Annotated in this window: 21 protein-coding genes; 5 read left to right on the top strand and 16 right to left on the bottom strand. The window is 71.3% G+C overall.

Annotated elements, in window-relative coordinates; all coding sequences use genetic code 11:
- The 6 genes from BJP65_RS00670 to rplU form a co-directional block, all read right to left on the bottom strand.
- Window positions 1-225 carry a hypothetical protein gene (locus tag BJP65_RS00670; RefSeq protein ID WP_055836944.1) on the bottom strand — a complete coding sequence of 75 codons (225 nt, stop codon included), beginning with the start codon at window positions 223-225 and terminating at the stop codon, window positions 1-3.
- A gap of 51 nt (window positions 226-276) precedes the next feature.
- Window positions 277-1,536 (bottom strand): glutamate-5-semialdehyde dehydrogenase, encoded by a 1,260-nt coding sequence (locus BJP65_RS00665; protein WP_070407911.1) that lies wholly within the window; start codon window positions 1,534-1,536, stop codon window positions 277-279.
- A gap of 4 nt (window positions 1,537-1,540) precedes the next feature.
- Complete coding sequence (gene proB, locus BJP65_RS00660) at window positions 1,541-2,377, bottom strand: glutamate 5-kinase (RefSeq protein ID WP_055836938.1); 837 nt, start codon at window positions 2,375-2,377, stop codon at window positions 1,541-1,543.
- Entirely contained in the window at window positions 2,374-3,918 is a 1,545-nt protein-coding gene (obgE, locus tag BJP65_RS00655) for a GTPase ObgE (protein WP_070407910.1), read from the bottom strand. Before obgE ends, proB begins: the two co-directional genes overlap by 4 nt.
- A gap of 95 nt (window positions 3,919-4,013) precedes the next feature.
- Complete coding sequence (rpmA, locus tag BJP65_RS00650; protein ID WP_055836932.1) at window positions 4,014-4,274, bottom strand: 50S ribosomal protein L27; 261 nt, start codon at window positions 4,272-4,274, stop codon at window positions 4,014-4,016.
- Window positions 4,275-4,292: 18 nt separating this feature from the next.
- Entirely contained in the window at window positions 4,293-4,601 is a 309-nt protein-coding gene (gene rplU / locus BJP65_RS00645; protein WP_055836929.1) for a 50S ribosomal protein L21, read from the bottom strand.
- Window positions 4,602-4,813: 212 nt separating this feature from the next.
- Here rplU and BJP65_RS00640 point away from each other — a divergent pair, with 212 nt between their 5' ends.
- Window positions 4,814-5,080 (top strand): DUF4031 domain-containing protein, encoded by a 267-nt coding sequence (locus tag BJP65_RS00640; protein WP_055939938.1) that lies wholly within the window; start codon window positions 4,814-4,816, stop codon window positions 5,078-5,080.
- A gap of 81 nt (window positions 5,081-5,161) precedes the next feature.
- Here BJP65_RS00640 and BJP65_RS00635 read toward each other — a convergent pair whose 3' ends face one another.
- Entirely contained in the window at window positions 5,162-7,831 is a 2,670-nt protein-coding gene (locus BJP65_RS00635; RefSeq protein WP_070407909.1) for an Rne/Rng family ribonuclease, read from the bottom strand.
- 279 nt (window positions 7,832-8,110) lie between these two features.
- Between BJP65_RS00635 and BJP65_RS00630 the strand changes: the two genes are divergently transcribed.
- Window positions 8,111-8,707, top strand: coding sequence for a vitamin K epoxide reductase family protein (locus BJP65_RS00630; protein ID WP_070407908.1), 597 nt, complete (start codon window positions 8,111-8,113; stop codon window positions 8,705-8,707).
- Window positions 8,708-8,788: 81 nt separating this feature from the next.
- Window positions 8,789-9,025 carry a PLDc N-terminal domain-containing protein gene (locus tag BJP65_RS00625; RefSeq protein ID WP_070407907.1) on the top strand — a complete coding sequence of 79 codons (237 nt, stop codon included), beginning with the start codon at window positions 8,789-8,791 and terminating at the stop codon, window positions 9,023-9,025.
- Window positions 9,026-9,136: 111 nt separating this feature from the next.
- Here the strand turns inward: BJP65_RS00625 and ndk are convergent, their stop codons facing one another.
- The 9 genes from ndk to BJP65_RS00580 form a co-directional block, all read right to left on the bottom strand.
- The gene (gene ndk / locus BJP65_RS00620; protein ID WP_055836910.1) at window positions 9,137-9,553 is read right to left on the bottom strand and encodes a nucleoside-diphosphate kinase; all 417 of its coding nucleotides are present in this window, start codon (window positions 9,551-9,553) and stop codon (window positions 9,137-9,139) included.
- Between the two features lie 3 nt (window positions 9,554-9,556).
- Window positions 9,557-9,970, bottom strand: a complete 414-nt coding sequence (locus BJP65_RS00615; protein ID WP_308447287.1) for a DUF4233 domain-containing protein — start codon at window positions 9,968-9,970, stop codon at window positions 9,557-9,559.
- A complete protein-coding gene (locus BJP65_RS00610) occupies window positions 9,967-11,319 on the bottom strand; it encodes a folylpolyglutamate synthase/dihydrofolate synthase family protein (RefSeq protein WP_070407906.1) in 1,353 nt (450 codons plus the stop codon). The genes BJP65_RS00615 and BJP65_RS00610 overlap by 4 nt, the downstream gene beginning before the upstream one ends.
- Window positions 11,316-14,729 (bottom strand): isoleucine--tRNA ligase, encoded by a 3,414-nt coding sequence (gene ileS / locus BJP65_RS00605; RefSeq protein WP_070407905.1) that lies wholly within the window; start codon window positions 14,727-14,729, stop codon window positions 11,316-11,318. Before ileS ends, BJP65_RS00610 begins: the two co-directional genes overlap by 4 nt.
- A gap of 896 nt (window positions 14,730-15,625) precedes the next feature.
- Entirely contained in the window at window positions 15,626-17,269 is a 1,644-nt protein-coding gene (locus BJP65_RS00600) for an ABC transporter ATP-binding protein (RefSeq protein WP_258027508.1), read from the bottom strand.
- A 20-nt stretch (window positions 17,270-17,289) separates the two neighbouring features.
- Window positions 17,290-18,084 (bottom strand): ABC transporter permease, encoded by a 795-nt coding sequence (locus BJP65_RS00595; protein WP_258027507.1) that lies wholly within the window; start codon window positions 18,082-18,084, stop codon window positions 17,290-17,292.
- An 11-nt stretch (window positions 18,085-18,095) separates the two neighbouring features.
- On the bottom strand, window positions 18,096-19,073 hold the full coding sequence (locus tag BJP65_RS00590) for an ABC transporter permease (protein WP_070407902.1): 978 nt from the start codon (window positions 19,071-19,073) through the stop codon (window positions 18,096-18,098).
- A gap of 14 nt (window positions 19,074-19,087) precedes the next feature.
- Entirely contained in the window at window positions 19,088-20,716 is a 1,629-nt protein-coding gene (locus tag BJP65_RS00585) for an ABC transporter substrate-binding protein (protein WP_070407901.1), read from the bottom strand.
- A 372-nt stretch (window positions 20,717-21,088) separates the two neighbouring features.
- Window positions 21,089-21,928: a type IV toxin-antitoxin system AbiEi family antitoxin domain-containing protein gene (locus BJP65_RS00580; protein WP_070409784.1), complete on the bottom strand. Its 840-nt coding sequence runs from the start codon at window positions 21,926-21,928 to the stop codon at window positions 21,089-21,091.
- A 416-nt stretch (window positions 21,929-22,344) separates the two neighbouring features.
- Here BJP65_RS00580 and valS point away from each other — a divergent pair, with 416 nt between their 5' ends.
- Together valS and BJP65_RS00570 are read left to right on the top strand one after the other, a co-directional pair.
- Complete coding sequence (valS, locus tag BJP65_RS00575) at window positions 22,345-24,912, top strand: valine--tRNA ligase (protein WP_070407900.1); 2,568 nt, start codon at window positions 22,345-22,347, stop codon at window positions 24,910-24,912.
- A complete protein-coding gene (locus BJP65_RS00570) occupies window positions 24,912-25,160 on the top strand; it encodes a hypothetical protein (protein WP_055836886.1) in 249 nt (82 codons plus the stop codon). The genes valS and BJP65_RS00570 overlap by 1 nt, the downstream gene beginning before the upstream one ends.

Genomic DNA, 25,160 nt, shown 5'->3' with positions numbered 1-25,160 from the left:
TCAGTGGCCGTGCGCCTCGGGGGTGGGCGTCCCGTGCTTCTTCGTGTAGGCATCGGCCTTGTGCGCGTGGCGGTTGGCGACGTTGCGGTACGACAGCGTGACCAGGCTCAGCGACACGAACACGACGAACGCGACGGCGCCGAACCAGAAGGTCTGGGCCTGCACGTTGCCGCCGTGGTGGGCGCCTTCTTCTGCAGCGTGGGCGAGAAGTGAGACGAAAGTCATCTGTGCTCCGTTCGAGAGGTCTGCGCGGGGCGCGCAGCCCATTTTAGGCGGTCAGGCGCGGACCTGGCCGTCGCCGCGCCCGAGCCACTTGGTGCTCGTGAGTTCGGCGAGGCCCATGGGACCGCGGGCGTGCAGCTTCTGAGTCGATATGCCGACTTCGGCGCCGAAGCCGAACTCTCCCCCGTCGGTGAAGCGGGTGGAGGCGTTGACCATGACGACGGCCGAGTCGACCTCGGCGAGGAACCGGTCGGCCGAGGCCTGATCGGCCGTGATGATCGACTCGGTGTGGTGGGTCGAGTAACGGCGGATGTGGGCGAGGGCGTCGTCGAGGTCGTCGACGACACGCACGGCCAGGTCGAGCGTCCCGTACTCACGCGCCCAGTCGTCTTCGGTCGCGGTGACGACGCGCGCGTCGTGTGCCCGCGTGACGTCGTCGCCGTGCACGGTCACCCCGGCATCGGACAGTGACGCCAGCAGCTCGGGCAGCAGGCGATCGGCCGCGTCGCGGTGGACGAGCACCGTCTCGACGGCGTTGCACACGCTCGGCCGCTGGGTCTTGGCGTTGAGCACGATGTCGCGCGCCCAGTCGTCACGGGCCGTGGCGTCGAGGAAGACGTGGACCACGCCGGCCCCGGTCTCGATGACCGGAACGGTCGACTCGGTCACGACCGTCTCGATCAGCGACGCGCTTCCGCGTGGCACGAGCACGTCGACCAGTCCGCGCGCGTTCATGAGCGCACGCGCGCCGTCGCGGCCGAAGTCGTCGACGCTCTGCACGGCCTCGGGGCTGACGCCCTGGGCCTGCAGCGCCGCGCGCATGACCGAGACGAGGGTCGCGTTGGTGCTCTGCGCCGCGGAACCGCCGCGCAGCACGACCGCATTTCCGGAGCGCAAAGCGAGAGAGGCGATGTCGACCGTGACGTTCGGGCGCGCCTCGTAGATCGACCCGACGACCCCGAACGGTACCGCCACCTTCTCGAGGGCGAGTCCGTTGGCGAGCGTCCGCCTGTCGAGCACGCGGCCGACGGGGTCGGGCAGGCCGGCGACATCGCGCACCGCCGCCGCCAGGGCTGCGACGCGTCCGGCATCGAGGCGCAGGCGGTCGAGGAGGGCGTCGCCGATGGCATCCGCTCGTCCGCGTTCGAGGTCGTCGGCGTTGGCCGCGACGATCTCGGCGGACGCCGCCTCGATCGCGTCGGCGACCGCGTTCAGCAGAGCGGTCTTGCGCTCGGAATCGAGCAGACCGATCTCGCGCGCGGCGTCTTTGGCCAGACGCAAGCGCTCATCGACGGAGGCGGCGATCGTGGTCATGCGCTCAGTGTACCGGCGCGCCCACGGCGCCCACCGGGCCGGTGGCGAGGGTGACGGGGTCGGGATTCGGGGCGAACCAGGTGCCCACCGCATCGCCCGCGAGAGCGGACGAGACGAGGTCGGCGCTGGTGACGAGCACCCCGACGCCGGCGGTGGAGGCCAGCTTCGCGGCCGAGGCCTTGGTCGCCGCTCCCCCGGTCCCCACGCCGTTGACGACGCCGGCGCCGAACTCGAACTGCGACAGGTCGTCGCCCCACGCCACATCGACGATCGGGCGCGCTCCGGGCTCGCTCGGCGGCAGCGTGTACAGGCACTCGATGTCGCTCAACAGCACGAGTGCGTCGGCACCGATCAGCTGCGCCACGAGAGCGGCGAGCCGGTCGTTGTCGCCGAAACGGATCTCGTGGGTCGCGACGGTGTCGTTCTCGTTGACGATGGGCAGGATGCCGAGACCCAGCAGCCGTTCCATCGCCCGGCGCGCGTTCGAACGGTGCGTGGCGTTCTCGAGGTCGCCCGCGGTGAGCAGGACCTGCCCGGCGAGCAGTCCGAAGCGGTCGAGCGAGGTCTGGTAGCGCCACATGAGCACGTTCTGACCGACGGCGGCCGCGGCCTGCTGCGTCGCCAGGTCGTTGGGTCGGCCGCCGAGGTCGAGCAACGGCAGGGCCGTCGCGATCGCCCCGGACGAGACGAGCACCACCTCGGTCCCCGCGCCGCGCGCGTGGGCGAGAGCCTCGACGATCGTGTCGATCCGGTGCGCCCCGTCGCCGCTGATCGACGACGAGCCCACCTTCACCACGACGCGGCCGGCTCCCGGGATCGCGGAGCGCGAGGTCGCGCTCACCGCTCCTCGTCCTCGGCGGACGACAGCGAGGGATCCCCGTCGGCACCGATGCCCACGGCCCGGGCGGCACGCCGCTCGGTCTCGAGCTCGGCGCGGGCCTCGGCCTTGGCATCCATGCGCTCGTGGTACCGCTCGCGGCGCTCCGACGAGGTGCGGCGCGGGTTCTGCACGAGACGGGGGTCGGTGCCGCGGGGGGCCGTCATGAGCTCGGCCGCCGAGGTGAGCGTGGGCTCCCAGTCGAAGACGATCCCGTCGCCGGGGCCGATGACGACGGTCGCACCGGCGACCGCACCGGCGCGGAACAGGCCCTCTTCGATGCCCAGGCGCGCGAGACGGTCGGCGAGGTAGCCCACGGCCTCTTCGTTCTGGAAGTCGGTCTGCTGCACCCACTTGACCGGCTTGTCGCCGAGCACGCGGTAGACGGGACCGTAGGTGCCGCCCTCGACATTGATCTCGAAGTCTTTCCGAGTGCCCTGCGGGCGGATGACGATGCGCTCCACCGGAGCCTCGTCGATCGACGCCAGGCGGTGCTGCTCGACCACGTCGGCCAGCGCGAAGGTGAGTTCGCGCAGGCCCGTGCGGCTGACCGTGGAGATCTCGAACACGCGGAAACCGCGGGCCTCGAGGTCGGGACGCACGAAGTCGGCGAGCTCGCGGGCCTCGGGCACGTCGATCTTGTTCAGCGCGATGATCTGCGGGCGCTCGAGGAGCGGGGTCTGCCCCTCGGGCACGGGGTAGGCGCCGAGCTCGGCGAGGATGACGTCGAGGTCGGTGAGCGGGTCGCGACCGGGGTCGAGCGTCGCGCAGTCGAGCACGTGCACGAGAGCCGTGCAGCGTTCGACGTGGCGGAGGAACTCCAGGCCCAGGCCCTTGCCCTCGCTCGCGCCCTCGATGAGACCCGGGACGTCGGCGATGGTGAAGCGGATGTCACCCGACTGCACGACGCCCAGGTTGGGGTGCAGCGTGGTGAAGGGGTAGTCGGCGATCTTCGGTCGCGCCGCCGAGACGGCCGCGATGAGGCTCGACTTTCCCGCCGACGGGAAGCCGACGAGGGCGATGTCGGCGACGGTCTTGAGCTCGAGGACGACGTCGCCCTCCCAGCCGGGCGTTCCGAGCAGCGCGAAGCCGGGGGCCTTGCGCTTGGGCGACGACAGCGAGGCGTTGCCGAGGCCGCCGAGACCACCGGGGGCGACGATGAAGCGCATGCCCGGGGTGAGCATGTCGACGAGCACGGTGCCGTCGGGGTCCTTCACGACCGTGCCGAGCGGCACCGGGAGCTCCTGGTCTTCGCCCATCGCGCCCGAGCGGTGGTCGCCCATGCCGAAACCACCGTTGCCGGCGGTGCGGTGCGGCGAGTGGTGGTACGACAGCAGCGTGGTGACCTGGGGGTCGGCGACGAGCACGACGTCGCCGCCGCTGCCGCCGTTGCCGCCGTCGGGGCCGGCCAGAGGCTTGAACTTCTCGCGGCGCACCGAGACGCAGCCGTTGCCGCCCTTGCCCGCACGGAGGTGCAGGGTGACGCGGTCGACGAAGGTGACCATGAGTGTCCTTTCAGGACGGACCGGCGGGTGCCGGGAAGAAAAGAAGAGGGGGCGGGCTGTGTGCCCACCCCCTCTGAAGCGCTGAGCGCTCGGTATTACTCCGCTGCTGCGGTGACGATGTTGACGACCTTGCGGCCGCCCTTGGCGCCGAACTGAACCGCACCGGGGGCCAGGGCGAACAGGGTGTCGTCGCCACCGCGGCCGACGTTGGCGCCGGGGTGGAAGTGCGTGCCGCGCTGGCGGACGATGATCTCGCCGGCGAGGACGACCTGACCGCCGAAGCGCTTCACGCCGAGGCGCTGTGCGTTGGAGTCACGACCGTTACGGGTGGAGCTTGCGCCCTTTTTGTGTGCCATCTCTGCGTCTCCTGGCTCTTACTTGATGCCGGTGATCTTGACGCGCGTGAGGTCCTGGCGGTGGCCCTGGCGCTTCTTGTAGCCGGTCTTGTTCTTGAACTTCTGGATCACGATCTTCGGACCGCGCTCCTCGCCGAGGACCTCGGCCGTGACCGAGACCTTCGCGAGCTTGTCGGCGTCGGTCGTGACCGCGTCGCCGTCGACGAACAGGACGGCGGGCAGCTGGATGCTCTCGCCGATCTTCGCCTTCTGGCGGTCGAGCACGACGACCGTGCCGACCTGGACCTTCTCCTGGCGGCCGCCGGCGCGCACAACTGCGTAAACCACTTCACACCTGTTTTCGTTCGGGAGCGCGGAGCTCCGGTTGTCTGATGACGTCGGGAGGGTCTGGCGACCCAAGTCTCGGTGCGATCCGGCGAGCAAAGCCCGCGGGGTCACGCTCCAGTAAGGGCGGACGCGACGCACCAAGGGTCAAGTTTAGCTCACCGGGCGGCATCCGGCAAAAGCATTCGGACCGCGTGTCGACCTAGGATCGCGGGATGGTGATTCTGATCGACGATCCACAGTGGCCCGCGCACGGACGACTGTGGGCGCACCTGGTCAGCGACAGCGACCTCGACGAACTGCACGCCTTCGCCGCCGCGGCCGGAATCCCCCGCCGCGCGTTCGATCTCGACCACTACGACGTCCCCGATGAGCGGCACGCCGACCTGGTCGCCGCCGGAGCCCAGCACGTCGGCGGCAAAGAGCTCGTTCGACGCCTGCGGGCCTCGGGCCTGCGGATCACGGCGCGCGAACGCCGCTGACACGCGTGTGGGGCCGCGACCCGTCGCCCGACCGAAGTCGGGAACGACGGGTCGCGGCCCCACACGCACCAGGGAGCGGACTCAGGCCTCGCTGGAGGGCTGGGCGTTGACGGGGGTGCCGGTGAGCGCCGCGGTCGTCACACGGCGCCGTGAGCGGCCCTGTCCGGGCGCCTTGGGCTCGGGGAGGGCCTCGAGCACCGACTCGAGAAGGGCGTCCTTCTCGGTACGGGGCGCCTTGGGCTCGCGCTTCTTGCGCGGACGCTTCTCGCGGACCGGTGCGGGTGCCTCGGCCTGGGCCTCGACGACGGCCTCCACCGACGCGACCACGGCCGCCTCGACCACGGCGGGGTCATCGAGGGTCGGCTTCACGGTGGATGCCGCGATCTGAGCGAGAGCGGACTTCACGCCCTCGGTGATCACGTGGGTGCCGCCGGTCGGCGCCGCTCCCCCGTTGCCGGTGGAGGAAGCTCCGGCCGACGCGCCACCGCCGTGTGCGGCGTGGCCGTTCGATCCGTTGCCGTTCGCGGGAGTGTTGCCCCCGCGACCGCGGCGGTTCGACGAGCCGGTGTTGCCGCCGCCGTTGCTGCTGCCGTTCCCGGCCGGGCGGTGCTTGACGACGGGGTCGTGGTGCACGACCACGCCGCGACCGGCGCACACGTCGCACGCCTCGCTGAAGGTCTCGAGCAGGCCGAGTCCGAGCTTCTTGCGGGTCATCTGCACGAGGCCGAGCGAGGTGACTTCGGCGACCTGGTGCTTCGTGCGGTCGCGGCTGAGGCATTCGATCAGGCGACGCAGCACGAGATCGCGGTTGGATTCGAGCACCATGTCGATGAAGTCGACGACGATGATGCCGCCGATGTCGCGCAGGCGCAGCTGGCGCACGATCTCTTCGGCCGCCTCGAGGTTGTTCTTGGTGACGGTCTCTTCGAGGTTGCCGCCCGAGCCGACGAACTTGCCGGTGTTGACGTCGACGACCGTCATGGCCTCGGTGCGGTCGATCACGAGCGAGCCGCCCGAGGGCAGCCAGACCTTACGGTCGAGAGCCTTCTCGATCTGCTCGGTGACGCGGAACGCGTCGAACGGGTCCTGCTCGCCCTCGTACTTCTCGACGCGCTCGAGCAGGTCGGGGGCGACGCCTTGGAGGTAGCTCGAGATGGTCTGCAGCGCCTCGTCGCCCTGGATGAGCATGCGCGTGAAGTCCTCGTTGAAGACGTCGCGCACGATCTTGACCAGCAGGTCGGGCTCGGAGTGCAGCAGAGCGGGGGCCTGGATGGTCTTGATCTGGCTCGAGACGTGCTCCCACTGCGAGGTGAGGCGCTGCACGTCGAGCGTGAGCTGCTCTTCGGTGGCGCCCTCGGCGGCCGTGCGGACGATGACGCCCGACGATTCGGGGAGCACCTCCTTGAGGATCTTCTTCAGGCGCGCGCGCTCGGTGTCGGGGAGCTTGCGCGAGATGCCGTTCATCGTGCCGTTGGGCACGTAGACGAGGTAACGGCCGGGCAGCGAGATCTGGCTCGTCAGGCGGGCGCCCTTGTGTCCCACGGGGTCTTTGGTGACCTGCACCAGGACGCGGTCGCCCGACTTGAGCGCGAGCTCGATGCGACGCGGCTGATTGTTGGTCTCGACGCCGTCCCAGTCGACTTCACCGGAGTACAGCACGGCGTTGCGGCCGCGGCCGATGTCGACGAACGCCGCCTCCATGCTGGGAAGCACGTTCTGCACGCGACCCAGGTAGACGTTGCCGATGAGCGAGGCGTCCTGGTTGCGGGCGACGTAGTGCTCGACGAGCACGTTGTCTTCGAGCACGGCGATCTGGATGCGGCCGGCCTTGGACCGCACGACCATCACGCGGTCGACGGCCTCGCGACGGGCGAGGAACTCGGCTTCGGTGACGACGGGGCGGCGACGGCCGGCCTCGCGGCCATCGCGGCGACGCTGCTTCTTCGCCTCGAGGCGCGTGGAGCCCTTGATGCGCTGCGGCTCGGTGATGAGCTCGACCGCGCGCTGACGCACCGGGGCTGCGGGGGCCTCGTGCTGCTCGGCGGGGGCGACGTCGACACCGCCGCGTCGGCGGTTGCGGCGACGGGCGTTGGCGGAGCCGCGCTCGAGGGGGCCGTCGTCGTCGCGGTCGTCGCGCTCGTCACGGTCGTCGCGGTCATCGACGTCGTCGCGCACCGGGAAGGCCGGCAGCGCGGGGGCGTAGAAGTGCAGCGCCGTCGACACGGCCGAGACGAAGACCTCGGGCAGCAGTCCGAGCGAGACGGCCGTGGGACGCGCGGCAGCCTCGGACTCGGTGGCGGCCTCGGGCTGTGCGGAGACCTCCGGCTGAGCGGGAGCCTCGGGCTGAGCGGCGACCTCGGGCTGAGCCGGAGCCTCCGGCTCAGCGACGTCGGGGGCGGCGAGCTCGGCAGCGGATGCCGTGGCGTCGGCGCCCTGGTCCGCCGCGGACGCGTCGGCGACAGGCTCCTCGACGCTCGCGACGTTCGCTTCGGCAACGTCGTCACCAGCAGCGTCGTCACCGGCAGCGGCCTGAGCCGGTGCGTCGCCGGATCCCTCGTCGAGCACGGCGGGGGGTGCCACATCGTCGGCGGCGGCCTGCTCGGCATCCTGCACCGCGGCCTCTTCGTCGTCGACGGGGGGCACGAATCCTGCGGCGGCCTCCGTCTCGGACGCGAGGGTCTCGGATTCCGGAGCCTCCGTCTCGGGCGTCACCTGGTCAGCGGGGGTCTGATCGTCGGTCTTGTCGGCCATATCGGGGATACTCCCTAGCGGGCGACACCGCGCGTCACCCGGCGAAATCTCATGCGGCGCCGCACCCGGCGGGGCCGCGAACTCACTCGGTCTGCAGCAGGCCTGTGGCGCTTGCTGCGATGGGCGGTCATCGCCCGAAGTCTTCTGGGTGATGTTCCTGCGGCGCGGCCGCGGTCACATCAGCTTTCATTATCGCACGGACCACGCGTTTCGCCCGCAGAAGGTCGACGACGAGCCGTCTTCAGCCGGCGGAGAAGTCAGCGGTGGCAGAATCGCGGCATGAGCGAAACCGTCACGACCCGTCGTCCGATCGTCACGGCGGTCTGGCTCATCTTCGCCGGGATCGTCGGCTGGTGGGCGGCGTTCTCGCTGACGATGGAGCGCTTCCATCAGCTCATGGATCCCACGGCCGCCGCGTCGTGCGACTTCAGCGTCCTCGTGCAGTGCTCGGCCAATCTGCAGTCGTCGCAGGGAAGCGTGTTCGGCTTCCCCAACCCGATCATCGGACTGTCGGCGTGGATCGCTCCCATCGTGGTCGGGGTCGCGCTGCTGGCCGGCGCCCGATTCGCACGCTGGTTCTGGGCCCTCTTCTGGCTGGGCTTCGCTCTGGCCCTGACCTTCGTCATCTGGCTGATCGCGCAGAGCCTGTTCGTTCTGGCCACTCTCTGCCCGTGGTGCATGGTGACGTGGTCGGTCGTCATCCCCTCGTTCTTCGTCGTGACCCTGCACGTTCTGCGCGAGGGCGTCCTTCCGGGCGCGCGGGTGCGCGAGGTCGCCGACCGTCTCATGGTGTGGGTGCCGTTGATGAGCATCGTGGCCTTCGCCGTCATCGCGGTGATCGCGCAGCTGCGGCTCGATGTGCTCGCGCAGCTGTGAGGTCACGGCGGCCCTGACCCGCCGGCCCGGCGATGGGCATCCGAGTCGCGCGGCTCGCCTCGCGGGCCCTATCCTCCAGGAATGGATGCGATGAACCCGCTGGTGCCGGCCGCCTACGACGTCGTGTGGGCGGTCGTCGCACTGGTCGCGTTCGCTCTCGCCGTCTGGGCGATCGTCGGCCTGTCCCGTGGAGCGGCCCGGCTGTCGTCCCTGACGGTGGGGCTGTGGGCCGTGGTCATTCTGCTCGTCCCCGTTCTCGGGCCGGTCGCCTGGCTCGCCGCCGGTCGTCGTGCGGGGCGCGGGGTCGCGCGCAGCTGAGCGACGCGCCGCCGCACGGGTCCGATTCGACAGACCGTGCGGCCACACGGGCCGATCGGACGACGATGGCCGCCACCCCCTCGGGGGCGGCGGCCATCTCGGCATCCGGGATCAGGCGAACCAGATCGCCAGTTCGCGTTCGGCGGACTCGGTGCTGTCGCTGCCGTGCACGAGGTTCTGCTGCACCTTGAGGCCCCAGTCGCGGCCGAAGTCGCCGCGAATGGTGCCGGGGGCGGCCGTGGTCGGGTCGGTGGTGCCGGCCAGCGAGCGGAAGCCCTCGATCACGCGGTTTCCGGCGAGGCGGATCGCGACCGACGGGCCCGAGAGCATGAACTCCAGCAGCGGCTCGTAGAAGGGCTTGCCCTCGTGCTCGGCGTAGTGCTGGGCGAGGCGCTCACGGTCGGGCTCGACGAGGCGGATGTCGACGAGCGCGTAGCCCTTCGCCTCGATGCGGGCGAGGATGGCGCCGGTCAGTCCGCGGGCGACGCCGTCGGGCTTGACCAGGACGAGGGTCTCTTCGGTAGCCATGGGTCATTCTCCGTTCGAGAGGTCGGGATGAGCGGCGCGTCGGGCGTTCTGCCGATCCAGTGCCGCTCCCTTGATGGTGGCATACGCCCACATGCCGCCGAAAATGAGGGCGACCACCGCGAGGGCGGGAACGAGGAATCCGCCGAGCAGCAACAGGATCTGCAGGCCCCAGCCGACGACGATCGCCGCGCGGTGCTGCAGGAGCCCCGCCACGGCGACCATGGCGACCGCCATGACGACGCCGCCGACGATGCCCCACCAGGGTTCGATGCCGAAGGGCAGCACCTTGAGGCCGTAGACGACCAGGCCGCCGAGGAACACCACGATCGACTCGAAGCCGAGCACGACGGCGCCGAGCGACTCGAGCGCACCGCGCCGTCGCCGCACGCGCGGGGTCCGGGGGGTGCGCGGGCTCACGCCTGCCACCCCGACTTCCAGTCCTCGAGCTCCGACAGGCGCAGCGCCTCGCCCGCGAGCACGACGGAACCGGCGATGATGACCGCGCGCCGGTCGGATTCCGCGGCCCACGCGCGCGCCGCGTCGGCGGCGTCTTCGAGCGTCGGGTGCACGGTGACGGGCAGGTCGGCCGCCTCGGCGACGTCGGCGATCACGTCGGGGTCGCTGGCACGGTCGCTCGCGGGGGCCGTGGCGAACACGCGCGCGACGGCGGGCACGAGCGCCGACATGATGCCCCGGGCGTCTTTGCCGTCCAGGATGCCGACGACGGCACCCCACTCGTCGATGTCGAACGCCTCGTCGAGGGCGGCGACGAGCGCGCGGGCGCCGTGCGGGTTGTGCGCCGCGTCGACGAAGACGGTCGGCGCCGTCCCGACGAGCTGAAGGCGCCCGGGCGAGGTGGCGTTCGCGAGGCCGTCGGCCACGACCTCGGCGGCCAGGGGCTGCGTGCCCCCGCCGATGAGCGACTCCACGGCCGCGACCGCCAGGGCGGCGTTGGTGCCCTGGTGGGCGCCGTACAGCGGCAGGTACAGCTCGGGGTACGACCCCGCGACCCCGCGGATCGTCAGCATCTGCCCGCCGACGGCCAGCGCCTGGGCCTCGAGCGCGAAGCCGTCGCCGGCCACCGACACGGTCGCGCCCTCTTTCTCGGCGCGTGCGCGGATGACGCGGAGCGCCGTGTCGGGCTGCGCGGCCGAGACGACGGCGGCGCCGGGCTTGATGATGCCCGCCTTGACCGTCGCGATCTCGGTGATCGTGGAGCCCAGGCGGTCGGTGTGGTCGATGTCGATGGGCGTGAAGACGGCGACGTCGCCGTCGGCGGTGTTGGTGGAATCCCACTCCCCGCCCATACCGACCTCGAGCACCAGCACGTCGATCGGCGCGTCGGCGCAGACCACGAAGGCCAGCACCGTCAGCAGCTCGAAGAACGTCAGCGGCGCATCGTCGGCGGCGGTGAGCTCGGCGTCGACCATGTCGACGAACGGCGTGATCTCGTCCCACGCGTCGGCGATCGCGGCATCCGCCACCGGTTCGCCGTCGATGAGGATCCGCTCGGTGAAGCGCTCGAGGTGCGGACTCGTGAACAGGCCCGTGCGCAGCCCCAGGCCGCGCAACAGGCTCTCGATCATGCGGCTGGTCGAGGTCTTGCCGTTCGTGCCCGTGACGTGGATGACGCGGTAGGTGCGCTGCGGGTCGGCGAGCAGCTCGAGCACTCGGCGCGTGCGCTCGACGCGCGGCTGCACCCACTGCTCCCCCTGGCGTTCCAGCAGGGCGCTGTACACGGCGTCGGCTCGGGTGCGGTCGCTCATGCGGTGGCTCCGATGCGTGCGACGGCGACGGTGACCGCGCCGACGTTCGCGTAGGTCTTCGCGGCGATCTGGGTCTCGTACTCGGCGGGGGCGATGGCCCCGCGTTCGATGAGCCTTCCCTCGGGGCCGGCGAGCACGACGGCTTCGGCGAGGGTCTCGGATGCCACGCCGGCGACGTCGAACGCCTGGGCGACCGCCCGCGCGTCGGCGTCGTCGACGAAGGTGAGCGACACGAAGATCCGGTCGCTCACGTCGAAGCCGGCGGCCTTGCGCGTGTCCTGGATGCCGCGGATCATGTCGCGCGCCAGGCCCTCGGCTTCGAGCTCGGGGGTGGTGACGGTGTCGAGCAGCACGAAGCCGCCCGTCGCCAGCACGGCCAGAGCCTCGCCCTCGGGGCGACCCGCGGTCTCGACGACCAGGTCGTACTCGGCGGGCTCCAGCGCGATGCCGCCGGCGACGACCTGTCCGTCGACCTCGTTCCAGTCGCCCTCGCGGGCGGCCTTGATCGCCTGCTGCACCTGCTTGCCCAGGCGAGGACCCGCCGCGCGGGCGTTGACCGACAGGCGGTGCGTGATGCCGTACTCGGCGGCGGTGCCGGCCTGCAGGGTGACCTGCTCGACGTTCTTCACGTTGAGCTCCTCGCGCAGGATGTCGTCGAACTGCGCCAAGCCGGTGGCATCCGGAGTCACCACCGTCAGGCGCGGCAGCGGCAGGCGCACGCGCTTGCCCTCGCGCTTGCGGAGCGCGTTGGCGACGCTCGAGACGTCGCGGACGGTGTCCATCGCCGTGCGGATGTCGGCGGCCGCGGGGAACGCGTCGGCGTCGGGCCAGTCGGTCAGGTGCACGCTGCGCCCACCCGTCAGGCCCTGCCACACGCGCTCGGTCACCAGCGGCAGCAGCGGGGCGGCGACGCGGGTGAGCGTTTCGAGCACCGTGTAGAGCGTGTCGAAGGCCTCACGGCTGGTCGGGTCGTCGGTCACGCCCACCCAGAAACGGTCGCGCGAGCGACGGATGTACCAGTTGGTCAGCACCTCGGCGAAGTCGCGCAGGCGCTCGGCCGCGGTCGTGGAGTCGAGCCCCTCGAGGTCGGCGGCGACGCCCTTCACCAGATCACCGGTGAGGGCGAGGATGTAGCGGTCGAGCACGTCGGTGGAGTCGGTGCGCCACTCGGCCGTGTAGCCCTCCCCCGACGCGTTCGCGTAGGTGGCGAAGAAGTACCACGCGTTCCACATCGGCAGCAGGAACTCGCGCACCCCCGAGCGGATGCCCTCCTCGGTCACGACGAGGTTGCCGCCGCGCAGCACGCTCGACGACATGAGGAACCACCGCATGGCGTCCGAGCCGTCGCGGTCGAAGACCTCGCGCACGTCGGGGTAGTTGCGCAGCGACTTCGACATCTTCTGCCCGTCGTTGCCCAGCACGATGCCGTGGCACGACACGCCCGTGAAGGCCGGGCGGTCGAAGAGCGCGGTCGAGAGCACGTGCATGACGTAGAACCAGCCGCGCGTCTGCCCGATGTACTCGACGATGAAGTCGGCGGGGGCGTGCTCGTCGAACCACTCGTGGTTCTCGAACGGGTAGTGCACCTGCGCGAACGGCATGGAGCCCGAGTCGAACCAGACGTCGAGCACGTCTTCGATGCGGCGCATCGTCGAGCGTCCCGTCGGGTCGTCGGGGTTCGGACGCGTGAGGTCGTCGATGTAGGGGCGGTGCAGGTCGACCTCACCGTCGCCGTTCACCGGCAGGCGGCCGAAGTCGGCCTCGATGTCGGCGAGAGAGCCGTACACGTCGACGCGCGGGTAGTTCGCGTCGTCGCTCTTCCACACCGGGATCGGCGAGCCCCAGTAGCGGTTGCGGCTGATCGACCAGTCGCGTGCGCCCTCGAGCCACTTGCCGAACTGACCTTCCTTGACGTTCTCGGGCACCCAGGTGATCTGCTGGTTGTTCGCCAGCAGGTCGTCCTTGATCTCGGTCACCCGCACGAACCAGCTCGACACGGCCTTGTAGATCAGGGGGTTCCGGCAGCGCCAGCAGTGCGGGTACGAGTGCTCGTACGACGCCTCGCGAAGCAGACGGCCCTGCTGCGTGAGCAGGCGGATGAGGGGCCGGTTGGCCTCCATCCACAGCTCGCCGGCCACGTCGGTCACGGCCGAGAGGAACCGGCCGCCGTCGTCGAGCGAGATGATCGTCGGCAGGCCCGCGGCGTCGGCGAGGCGCTTGTCGTCCTCACCGTACGCGGGCGCCTGGTGCACGATGCCCGTGCCGTCGCTGACGGTGACGTAGTCGTCGACGAGGATCTTCCAGGCGTTCCCGGTCCCCCACGTCTCGGCGTCGGCGTAGTAGTCGAAGAGGCGGTCGTACGACACGCCCTCGAGCTCGGCGCCGGTGAGCGTGGTCTGCACGGCCTGGCGGGCGGCATCCGGGGTCTCGTACCCCAGGTCCTTCGCGTAGCCCGGCAGCAGGTCCTCGGCGAGCAGATAGCGGTGGGCGGTGGCCTCGATCGCTTCATCGGGGGTGCCGTCGGGGGCGCGGTGCACGTCGGCGGCACCGTGGGGACCGCCCTCGATGACCGCGTACCGGATGCCGGGACCCACCGCGAGAGCGAGGTTCGTCGGCAGTGTCCACGGCGTCGTCGTCCACGCCAGCGCCCGCACGCCGGTGAGCCCGAGCGCCTCGGCCTTCGCGCCGACGAGCGGGAAGGTCACGGTGACCGAGGGGTCCTGGCGCATCTTGTAGACGTCGTCGTCCATGCGCAGTTCGTGCGTCGACAGGGGGGTCTCATCGCGCCAGCAGTAGGGCAGCACGCGGTAGCCCTCGTACGCGAGGCCCTTGTCGTGGAGCGTCTTGAAGGCCCAGAGCACGCTCTCCATGTAGGTCGTGTCGAGCGTCTTGTACCCGCGGTCGAAGTCGACCCAGCGGGCCTGGCGGGTGACGTAGTCCTGCCAGTCGCGCGTGTACTCCAGCACCGACTCGCGGGCCTTGGCGTTGAAGGTCGCGACCCCCATGCGCTCGATCTCGTCCTTCTCGGTGATCCCGAGCTGCTTCATGGCCTCGAGCTCGGCCGGGAGACCGTGGGTGTCCCACCCGAAGACGCGGTCGACCTTCTTGCCGCGCATGGTCTGGAAGCGCGGGAACACGTCTTTGGCGTAGCCGGTGAGCAGGTGCCCGTAGTGCGGCAGGCCGTTGGCGAAGGGCGGGCCGTCGTAGAACACCCACTCCTCGCCGCCGTCGCGGTTCGCGATCGACGCGCGGAAGGTGTCGTCGGCCTCCCAGAACGCGAGGGTGTCGTTCTCGATCGCCGGGAAGCGAGGGCTCGGGACGACGGATGCCGCGGACGCCGGGGTGGTGGCATCCGGGCTCGCGGACGCGTCGGCGGCGGGGCCGAAGGATGAGGGGCGTGGGTAGGTCATGTCACTCCGCGGGTCGAGGTTCACTCGCCGGGACGACCCTTGCGGACCGCGGTACCACCCTGCGTTGCGCCCTCTCGCGAGGACGCCTCTCTCACTGCGGCGATGACGGGCCTGCCCCGCTCGGTTCTACCGCGGGCCGTGACCCGTTTCTTCCGAGAGCTCCCCGGTGATGGCCGGATCGGTGCTGATGCGCCCAGTCTACGCGCTCGGGCTGTCGTGCGGTGCGGCGGGGTGCGGCGGGGCTTGGGGTTGCGTCGCGGGGGGGGTGGTGCGGGCGTGGGGCGGCGAAGGCGTTGAGTGTCCAGGACACGCCGCGTCGCGCGGTGCGGGTGCGGCGTGTCCTGGACACTCAACGGGGCTGCGCCCGCGCGGTCGGCACCCGGTGCCGCGGGACGGGCGGGCGCGGGCCGGGCGGGCGCGCGACCGAGTCGGCAGAGGCGTTGAGTGTCCAAGACACGCCGCGTGTGGCGGTGCAGTTGCGGCGTGTCCTGGACACTCAACGGGGTTGCGTCGCGCGCGGGCTGACGGCCCGTGCCGCTGCCTGCAGTCGCGCGCGGGGTCCCGGCGACCGCACGCGGGGGCCGACAGAGGCGTTGAGTGTCCAAGACACGCCGCATGGAGCGGTGCGGGCACGGCGTGTCCTGGACACTCAACGGGGCTGCGCCCGCGCGGTCGGGCGCCCGATGCCGCGGGCCGGACGGTGGCGCGCGCGGGCCGGACGGTGGCGCGCGCGGGCCGGGCAGGCGCGTGCGGGCCGACAGAGGCGTTGAGTGTCCAGGACACGCCGCGTGAGGCTATGCAGGCACGGCGTGTCCTGGACACTCAACGAGGCTGCGCCCGCGCGCTCGACAGCCCGCTGCGGAGGGCCGGCCGTCGCGCGGGCGGGCGCGCGCAGCTCACCCGGCGGTGGACGGGCCGGGACCCACGCCCGCCGCGGCGAGCAACTCCCTCGTGAACGGATGCCGAGGATCGGCGAACACGCACGAGACGGTGCCCGAGTCCACAACGCGGCCGTCCTTCATCACGATGACGTCGTCGGCGATCGAGGCCACGACGTCGAGGTCGTGCGTGATGAACACCATCGCGAGGTCGCGCTCGCGCTGGAGGGCGAGCAACCGTTCGAGGATCCGCTCGCGCACCGTCGCGTCGAGCGCCGACACCGGCTCGTCGAGCACGAGCAGGTCGGGGTCGGCGGCGAGGGCGCGAGCGATCGCGACGCGCTGGCGCTGACCGCCCGACAGCTGGGCCGGAAGCCGTCGGCCGAACGCCGAGCCGAGCCCCACCTCGTCGAGCAGGTCGCCGACCGCGGCCCGACGGCCGGCCCGCGGCACACCCGCGGCGGCGACCGCCTCGCCGAGCGTGCGTCCGACGCTCCAGCGCGGGTCGAGGGCGCCCCAGGGGTTCTGCTGCACGAGCTGCACGCGACGGCGGGCGGCGCCCCTCGCCGCGCGGGGCGACCACGGGCGGCCGTCGAAGGTCAGGTTCCCGGCATCCGGTTCGGTGACGCCGACGATCATGCGCGCGAGCGTCGTCTTGCCGGAGCCCGACTCCCCGACGACGGCGAGCGTGCGGCCGCGCCGCACGGCGAACGAGACGTCGTCGACCGCCGCGCGGTCGCCGAACCGCTTCGTCAGAGAGGTGCCCGAGGCCAGCGGAGCGTCGGTGCGGGGTGCGCGATGCAACGGCGGGTGCCGGGTGGCATCGACCAGCGCCCGGGTGTGGGGGTCTCGGGGGGCGGCCATCACCTCGGCCGTGGTCCCCGTCTCGATCGCGCGTCCGTCGTGCAGCACGATGACCCGGTCGGCCACACGGCGGACGGCAGCGAGGTCGTGGCTGATGAACACCACGGCCACGCCGCTGTCGGCGATCGCGCGCACCTGATCGAGCACGCGCGCCTGCACGGTGGCATCCAGTGCCGTCGTGGGCTCGTCGGCGACCAGGATGCCGGGACCCGCCGCCAGCGCCGAGGCGAGCAGCGCGCGTTGGCGCAGGCCGCCCGACAGCTCGTGCGGGTACTGCCGCACGCGACGCTCGGGCTCGGGCAGGGCCACGCGTTCCAGCACCGCGCGCACCCGATCGCGCAGGGCGTCGCCGCGCACGGCGGGTTCGTGGATGCGCAGGGGCTCGGCAACCTCGGCGCCGATCCGGCGCAAGGGGTCGAGCGAGACCAGGGCGTCCTGCGACACGAGGGCGATGCGTCGCCCCCGGAGCCTGCGCCAGGCCCGCTCGCCGAGGGCGCGCGCGTCGACGCCGTCGATGCGCAGGGCGTCGGCGCTCCACGACAGCGTGCGCGGCAACAGTCCGAGCAGTGCGCGGGCGCTCAGCGACTTGCCCGTGCCCGATTCCCCCACGATCGCGACGCACTCCCCCGGCGCGACGTCGAGGTCGAGTCCGCGGACGAGCTCAGTGTCACCGTCGGCGATGCGGAGCCCGCGCACGTGCACGCCGCCCGCGGCGCCCCCGCCCGCGCTGCCCACGCTCGCCCCGCTCCCGCCGCCCGCGCCGCTCCCGCCCGCGCCGCCCCCGCCCGCCGCCCTCACGCCCCGCCCCTCTCGCCCGCTCATACGCCGCGCTCCTCGGCCCGCGCCCGCAGGATACGACCGACGACGCTCACGCTGACCACCGTCGCGGTGATCGCGAGGCCCGGGAACACGGCGACCCAGGGCGCCTGCAGCAGCAGGTTGCGCCCGGCCGAGAGCATGAGCCCCCACTCCGGTGTCGGTTCGGTCGGTCCGAGGCCCAGGAAGCTCAAGCCGGCGGCGGCGAGGATGCTCGTGCCGATGCCGATGGTGCCCAGCACGCTCACCGCGCCCAGCACTCCCGGCAGCACGTGCCGCACGTGCACGGTGACCGCCGGAACCCCCACGATGCGCGCCGCTTCGACGTGCTCGGCGGCGGCCGAGGTGCGCGTCTGCGCACGCGCCAGGCGCACGTACACGGGGACGGCGGCGATCGTGACGGCCACCGCGACGTTGACCGGGCCGGGACCGAGAACGGCGACGACCAGCAGCGCCACGAGGAACTCGGGGAACGCCAGCAGCACATCGACGACGCGCATCGCCGCGGCGTCGACCAGGCGTGGAGCCACCGCCGACAGCGACCCGACGATCACGCCCACGACCAGCGCGAGCCCCGTCGCGAGCAGTCCGATGCCCACCGAGCGGCCCGCGCCGAAGACCACGCGCGAGTAGACGTCGCGTCCGCTCTGGTCGGTGCCGAACCAGTGGGCGCTGCTCGGCGGCTGGAGCGCCGCCCGCACGTCGGTCAGCAGCGGGTCGTGAGTGGCCAGCAGCCCCGGCGCGAAGGCGGCGACGGCGACGACGGCGAGAACGGCGCCCGCCGTGCTCAGCGCCACGACGCGGCCCCTCACCCCGGAACCCCCACCCGGGCGCGCAGGGCGGCGTCGGCCCGCCGCATCCTCGGGTCGAGCACGGGCACGACGAGGTCGACCACCGTGTTCACGACGACGAAGACGAGGGCGCTCAGCAGGATGACTCCCGTGATGACGGGCAGGTCGCGATCGGTGATCGCGGTGAGGGTCACGCGGCCGATTCCGGGACGCGCGAACACCGTCTCGACCAGCACCGCACCCCCCAGCAGCGAGCCGACGAGGTAGGCCGCGAGCGTCACGCCGCCGACGCTCGCGTGGCGCAGGGTGTGGTGCACGCTCTCGCGCAGCGGCGTCGCCCCGCGGGCACGGACGGTCGTGAGGAACGGTTCCCGTTCGGCCGACTCCACGCCGTCACGCAGCACCTGCGACAGCAGCGCGGCGACCGGCAGCGCGAGGGTCACCGCGGGCAGCACGAGGGCCGCGGCATCCCTCGCCCCCGACACCGGGAACCACCCCAGCTGGAAGGAGAACACCGACAGCAGCACGAGTCCCGTCCAGAACACCGGCGAGGAGAGCACGACGAGTTCGATCCCGGATGCCAGTGCGCGGCCCGTCCGCCCGCGCACGAGCAGGGCGCTGGCCAGGGCCAGCAGCACCGCGATCACGAGTGCGAGGGCCGAGAGCTGCAGCGTGGGTCCGAGCTGACGCCCGATCACCTCGGTCACGGGCTGGCGCAACTGGTACGACTCCCCCAGGTCGCCGCGCAGCAGCCGGCCGAGGAAGGCGCCGTACTGCTCGAAGACCGGGCGGTCGAGGCCCAGCTCGCTGCGGATCCCGTCCTTCACCGCGTCGCTCACCTGCGCCTGCGGGCCGAGCATGACGTCGACCGGATCGCCGGGGATGATGCGGAACGCCACGAACGCCAGCGTCGCGGCCCCCCACAGCACCACGACGACGGATGCCACGATCCCGCCGATGCGCCTCACCAGGGCGCGCGAGCGAGATCGTGGCATTCCGGGTCCGAGTCTCAGCCGACGGCGGCCGTGGCGAACAGCGGCCGACCGTAGAGGTCGAACGTCAGGCCGGTCACGTCGGGACGGACGGCGCTGATGAGCGCGGGGCTGTACAGGGGCACGATCGCGGCGTGCTGGGCGTTCCACTGCTGCACCTGGGCGTAGATCTCGGCGCGCGCGGTGGGGTCGGTGGTCGACGCGCCCTCGGCGAGCAGCGCGTCGACGGTGGGGTCGCTCACCTGCGAGGCGTTCTGGAAGCCGTCGGTGGCGAGATGGCTGCGCAGCAGATCGGCGTCGACGCCCGAGAAGCCCCAGTCGGTGACGTCGTAGGTCTTCGGGCCGTACTGCTCGTTGTACGCACCGGGCTCCAGCACCTCGCGCTGCAGGTCGAATCCGACCGCCTTGAGGTCGCTCTGCACGGCGTTGGCGAGTGCGGCGCGGTCGTCGGGCACGGGGGTCCAGGCGATCCAGCGGGCCGTGAGGCGCTGGCCGTCCTTGGTGCGGATGCCGTCGGCATCCCGTCCGGTCCATCCGGCCTCGTCGAGCAGGGCGCCCGCGGCTGCCGCGTCGAAGGGCCACGAGTTCTCGAGGCTCGCGTCGTAGCCGGGGGTCGTGGAGCCGAGGATGCTCCAGGCGCGCGGGTACTGGCCGAAGAAGATCTCCTGCACGGCGGTGTCGACGTCGATGGCCCGCGTGAAGGCCTGGCGCACCTTCTCGTCGGCGAAGACGCCGTACTTCTCGTTGAGGAACAGCGAGTAGGGCAGGCCGGGGTACTCGATCGACTCCACGGTGTCGTCGGCCGGGACCTGGCTGACGAGGTTCGGGGGCAGGTTGGTCACGACGTCGGCCTGGCCGCTCGACAGCGCGCCGACGCGCACCGAGGCCTCGGGCAGGATGTCGACGCGCAGGGTCTCGAACGCGGCCTTGCCGCCCCCGTCGGGGCCCCACGTGTAGTCGTCGTTGCGGGTGTACACGATGTCCTGATCGGGCGTGTACTCGGTGAGCTCGAAGGGGCCGGTGCCGACCGTGACGCCGGGGCCGCCGGCCTTGAGCTGGTCGGCCTTCGTCTCGAGCACGGCCGGGGAGTAGAACCCGAGCAGCGCCGTGCTCGCGGCCTGCAGGAACGGGGCGTAGGGCTGCGAGAAACGCACGCGCACCGTGTGCTCGTCGACCACGTCGGTGCCGGCGTACAGGTCGCCGCCGAGCATGGATGCCGCCTGCGCCGACGCCGTGTCGGGATCGACGATGCGGTCGAAGTTCGCCTTCACGGCCGCCGCGTCGAAGGGCGTGCCGTCGTGGAAGGTGACGTCGGTGCGGAGGCGGAAGAGGTAGCTCGCGCCGCCATCTTCGACGTCCCACGACTCGGCGAGCCACGGCGAGAACGAACCGTCGGCCTCCTGGAACACGAGCGAATCGAGCACCGCGCGCTGCACCATGGCCGACACGTCGAGCTGGCTCGTCTGCGGGTCCATGTGCCCGGCCGAGAGGTTCGCGCCCTCGATCGCCCAGACGATCTCGCCGTCGCCCGAGGCGCCCGGGTCGGAGCCGGAGCACGCCGACAGGGAAAGGGCGGCGACCGCGGCGACGGCGACCGCCGACAGCACGCGACGGGAGAGCGGCCCGCGGGACGGCAGAGAAGACATGGAAGGACCTCGGAAGTTTCGTAGGAAGCCCCCAGCTTACCCGGCTTCCTGGACCGGGTTCGAAAACCCCGGCCGTCGCTCGCGCCATCACGAACGCGTGCCCGCGTGGGGCATCGATCGGCGCACAGGCGCATGCTCAGTGATCTGCGTATCGTCAGCGGCGCACGCCCGAGCGCGCTGACGTTGCGCAGATCGCTGACGTTGCGCAGCTCGCACCTGGACGCCAGCGGCATCCTCCGTGACCTACGCATCCTCAGCGGCATCCGCTCGAGCGCGCTGACCTCGGGTAGATCGCCGACCTTGCGCAGGTGCCGACGCCGCGGCGGCACCCGGCCGCGGGGACGAGCGACCTCGCCGACCGATGTCGGCGGATCACGCCCTGTGCAGCCCCTGCGCAACCGCCCGCATGATCTGTTCCTGCACCTCTTCCCAGCGGTGCATGACCTGGGCGTACCCGACCCGGATGACGTGATACCCCATCAACATGAGCTCAGCGTCGTGGCTGATGTCTGATGTCCGCTGAGGGCCGACATGGTGCGCGCCGTCGATCTGCACGACCAGCCGCTCGCCGATGAGCACGTCGACCCGATGGCCGGCGATCCATATCTGCGCGCGGATCGGCAGGTCCAGCCAACGAAGGCGCACGACGAAGATCGTCTCGAGCCCGGAGTCGGCCCATGGTGTCGCCTCCGCGGCGAAGCGCCGAGCAGCTCCCGTCCAGGGAAGGCGCCGCAGAGTCTGCGCATCGACGAGACGATTGTTCAGCGCCGAATCCCATACGGCTCGAGCGACTTCGTAGGGCTGGCACGCGGCGACCGTCATCAGCACGTTCTCGGTACCGTCTTCCAGCACGTCCGGATGCCGTGGCACCACCGGCCGCTGCCAGTGCACGACGGCCGTGGGCCCATGTACCCGACCCGATCCCGGGTAGGCCACGTGCGGAGTCCCGGGTCGCTCGGCGACCCACAGCTTCGCGCGTTCAGCCGCCGTGATGCACGACAGGACGACTCCTGTCCTGGCCGCTGCGACGAGGTGGGGATCGGCTCCGGGCAACGCCAACCAGTTTCGCCGCACCCGAACGAGCGCCCCTTCCTCGACCGCCCGAGCCAGCCGGTGTTTGCTGTACCCCTGTTCGAGAAGGCTCGTTGCGCGGACCACGCCGCCGAGTTGTGACGCACGATCGGTGATGGGCAGGGTGGGCGGAGGGCGCATCCCGCCGATGATGCCCGACCCCGGCGGCACCGGGGCGCGTGCCGAGCGACATGTGGAGGGGATGACGCTTGGGGAGGACAGGCAGCCCGACGGCAACGACCGCCACAGGCTCAACGATCGGCGCTACCTCAGCGGCATCCACCCGATCTGACGGACGTTGCGCCGGTCCCCGACAATGCGCACGAGCATCACACCGCACCCCGGCGCCGAAGACCACATCGCGCGCAACCTCAGCAATCTGCGCAACCTCAGCGGCATCCGCAGCACCGGCCTGAGGATGCGCGGATCGCTGACCTTGCGCCCCCGACATGCCCGCACGCCCCGCCACGCGCCCACCCCCGACCCCGGTATCCTGGAGGCCACCCCCTTCAGGCACGCTCACACAGTGCCGCCCATATCGCTCGAGGAGTACTCCCATGGCCACGATTCCCGACAAGCCCGCCCTGGAAGGCCTCGAGCAGAAGTGGGACGCCGCGTGGAAAGAACGCGGCACATACGTCTTCGACCGCCTGCGCGCCGCCGAGAGCGGCCGGCAGGGCGTCTACTCGGTCGACACCCCGCCGCCGACGGCATCCGGGAGCCTGCACATCGGCCACGTGTTCTCGTTCACGCACACCGACGTGAAGGTGCGCTTCGAGCGCATGCGCGGCAAGACCGTGTTCTACCCGATGGGCTGGGACGACAACGGCCTGCCCACCGAGCGCCGTGTGCAGAACTACTACGGCGTGCGCTGCGACCCCTCGCTCCCCTACGACGCCGACTTCACCCCGCCGTTCGCCGGCGGCGACAACAAGAGCAGCAAGGCCGCCGACCAGGTGCCGATCAGCCGCCGCAACTTCATCCAACTCTGCGAGCAGCTCACGATCGAGGATGAGAAGCAGTTCGAAGAGCTCTTCCGCGAGCTGGGACTCAGCGTCGACTGGACGCAGACCTACCGCACCATCTCCGACGACTCGATCCGCACGAGCCAGCTGGCGTTCCTGCGCAACATCGAGCGCGGCGAGGCGTATCAGTCGATGGCGCCGACCCTGTGGGACGTCGATTTCCGCTCGGCCATCGCCCAGGCCGAGCTCGAAGACCGCGACCAGCCCGCCGCCTACCACCGCGTGGGCTTCGCGAAGACCGACGGCTCCGGCGACGTGTTCATCGAGACCACCCGCCCCGAGCTGCTCGCCGCGTGCGTCGCTCTCGTGGCCAACCCCGACGACGAGCGCTACCAGCCCCTCTTCGGCACGACCGTGCGCACCCCGCTCTTCCACGTCGAGGTGCCGGTGCTCGCGCACCCGCTCGCGCAGAAGGACAAGGGCTCGGGCATCGCCATGATCTGCACCTTCGGCGACGTGACCGACATCATCTGGTGGCGAGAGCTCGACCTGCCGAACCGCACGATCATCGGTAAGGACGGACGCATCGTCGCCGACGCCCCCGACGTGATCGTGACGGATGCCGCGAAGGCGGCGTACGGCGAACTCGCCGGCAAGACGGTCTTCAGCGCCAAGAAGCGCATCGTCGAGCTGCTGCAGGAGGCAGGCGCCATGGAGGGCGCCCCGAAGCCCTTCACCCACCCCGTCAAGTTCTTCGAGAAGGGCGACCGCCCGCTCGAGATCGTCTCGACGCGCCAGTGGTACATCCGCAACGGAGCGCGGGATGCCGAGCTACGCGAGCGTCTCGTCTCGCTGGGGCGCGAGATGTCGTGGCATCCCGACTTCATGCGCGTGCGCTTCGAGAACTGGACCAACGGCCTCACCGGCGACTGGCTCGTCTCGCGCCAGCGCTTCTTCGGGGTGCCGATCCCCGTCTGGTACGCGCTGGATGAGAACGGGGAGCGCGACTACGCGCGCGTGCTGACCCCCGACCTCGCCGCCCTCCCGGTCGACCCGACGGTCGATGTGCCCCCGGGGTACACCGAGGACCAGCGTGGAGTGGCCGGCGGCTTCGACCCCGAGCTCGACATCCTCGACACGTGGGCGACGTCGTCGCTCACCCCGCAGCTGGCCGGTGGCTGGCAGCGCGACGAGGAGCTGTGGAACCTCGTCGCACCGTTCGACCTGCGACCGCAGGGTCAGGACATCATCCGCACCTGGCTCTTCTCGACGATGCTGCGCAGCGCCCTCGAAGACGACCGGAGCCCCTGGTCGGATGCCGCGATCTCGGGCTTCATCGTCGACCCCGACCGCAAGAAGATGTCGAAGTCGAAGGGCAACGTCGTCACTCCCGCCGACATCCTGAAGCAGCACGGCTCCGACGCCGTGCGCTACTGGTCGGCGTCGAGCCGCCTGGGCACCGATGCCGCCTTCGACCCGCAGAACCCGACGCAGGTGAAGATCGGTCGGCGCCTGGCGATCAAGCTGCTGAACGCGGCGAAGTTCGTGCTGTCCTTCCCCGTGCCCGAGGGCGCCGAGGTCACGCACGACCTCGACGCGTCGATGCTCGCGACCCTGGATGCCGTGATTCGAGACGCCACCGCCGCCTTCGAGGCGTACGACCACGCGCGGGCGCTGGAGATCACCGAGTCGTTCTTCTGGACGTTCTGCGACGACTACCTCGAGCTGGTCAAGGAACGCGCGTACGACCAGTCCGACGTGGGTCAGGCGTCGGCAGCGCTCGCGCTGCGCACGGCCCTGTCGGCGCTCGTGCGCCTGTTCGCCCCGGTGCTGTCGTTCGCGGCCGAAGAGACGTGGTCGTGGTTCGAAGAGGGTTCGGTGCACACCGCCGCGTGGCCGGAGCCGCTCGGCATCGACGGCGACCCCGCCGTGCTCACCGCCGTCAGCGCCGCGCTCATCGGCATCCGTCGTGCCAAGACCGAGGCCAAGGCTTCGCAGAAGACGCCGGTCACCTCGCTCACCGTCTCGGGTCCGAACGTCGAGGCCCTGCGTCTGGCCGAGGGCGATCTGCGCGCCGTGGGCCGCATCGAGACCATCTCTTTCGTCGGGGCCGAGACCACCACGGTCACCGACATCGTGTTCGCACCCCAGGAGGACTGATGCAGCTCGGAACCCGTTGGACCGCCCGCGAGCAGCCGCCGAAGGCCGTGCCCGAGGCGCTGCACGCGCAGATCGCCGCGGTCGAGGCCGCACTCACCCCCGACGGCCTGAGCGCCCCCGCCCCGCGGTGGACGCTCACGTTCCTCGAGGGGCGTGCGGTCGCCGAGCTCGACACCGGGGTCGTCGTGACCCAGGATGCCGCGGGCGAGGTCGTCGTGCGCTACGACGACGACGACGAGTTCGCCTGA

It is taken from the genome of Microbacterium sp. BH-3-3-3 (genome assembly GCF_001792815.1).
In the GTDB taxonomy this organism is placed as follows: Bacteria; Actinomycetota; Actinomycetes; order Actinomycetales; family Microbacteriaceae; genus Microbacterium.
This window is presented reverse-complemented; position numbering and strand designations above follow the sequence as displayed.

What these genes read in the sequence shown, in the direction of transcription:
- BJP65_RS00580 (WP_070409784.1), bottom strand. Translation starts at nt 21,928, where the DNA reads ATGCGCCCTCCGCCCACCCTGCCCATCACCGATCGTGCGTCACAACTC.
- BJP65_RS00625 (WP_070407907.1), top strand. Translation starts at nt 8,789, where the DNA reads ATGGATGCGATGAACCCGCTGGTGCCGGCCGCCTACGACGTCGTGTGG.
- valS (WP_070407900.1), top strand. Translation starts at nt 22,345, where the DNA reads ATGGCCACGATTCCCGACAAGCCCGCCCTGGAAGGCCTCGAGCAGAAG.
- BJP65_RS00630 (WP_070407908.1), top strand. Translation starts at nt 8,111, where the DNA reads ATGAGCGAAACCGTCACGACCCGTCGTCCGATCGTCACGGCGGTCTGG.
- rpmA (WP_055836932.1), bottom strand. Translation starts at nt 4,274, where the DNA reads ATGGCACACAAAAAGGGCGCAAGCTCCACCCGTAACGGTCGTGACTCC.
- BJP65_RS00670 (WP_055836944.1), bottom strand. Translation starts at nt 225, where the DNA reads ATGACTTTCGTCTCACTTCTCGCCCACGCTGCAGAAGAAGGCGCCCAC.
- BJP65_RS00590 (WP_070407902.1), bottom strand. Translation starts at nt 19,073, where the DNA reads ATGCCACGATCTCGCTCGCGCGCCCTGGTGAGGCGCATCGGCGGGATC.
- ileS (WP_070407905.1), bottom strand. Translation starts at nt 14,729, where the DNA reads ATGACCTACCCACGCCCCTCATCCTTCGGCCCCGCCGCCGACGCGTCC.
- BJP65_RS00570 (WP_055836886.1), top strand. Translation starts at nt 24,912, where the DNA reads ATGCAGCTCGGAACCCGTTGGACCGCCCGCGAGCAGCCGCCGAAGGCC.
- BJP65_RS00665 (WP_070407911.1), bottom strand. Translation starts at nt 1,536, where the DNA reads ATGACCACGATCGCCGCCTCCGTCGATGAGCGCTTGCGTCTGGCCAAA.
- BJP65_RS00610 (WP_070407906.1), bottom strand. Translation starts at nt 11,319, where the DNA reads ATGAGCGACCGCACCCGAGCCGACGCCGTGTACAGCGCCCTGCTGGAA.
- BJP65_RS00585 (WP_070407901.1), bottom strand. Translation starts at nt 20,716, where the DNA reads ATGTCTTCTCTGCCGTCCCGCGGGCCGCTCTCCCGTCGCGTGCTGTCG.
- BJP65_RS00640 (WP_055939938.1), top strand. Translation starts at nt 4,814, where the DNA reads ATGGTGATTCTGATCGACGATCCACAGTGGCCCGCGCACGGACGACTG.
- BJP65_RS00635 (WP_070407909.1), bottom strand. Translation starts at nt 7,831, where the DNA reads ATGGCCGACAAGACCGACGATCAGACCCCCGCTGACCAGGTGACGCCC.
- ndk (WP_055836910.1), bottom strand. Translation starts at nt 9,553, where the DNA reads ATGGCTACCGAAGAGACCCTCGTCCTGGTCAAGCCCGACGGCGTCGCC.
- obgE (WP_070407910.1), bottom strand. Translation starts at nt 3,918, where the DNA reads ATGGTCACCTTCGTCGACCGCGTCACCCTGCACCTCCGTGCGGGCAAG.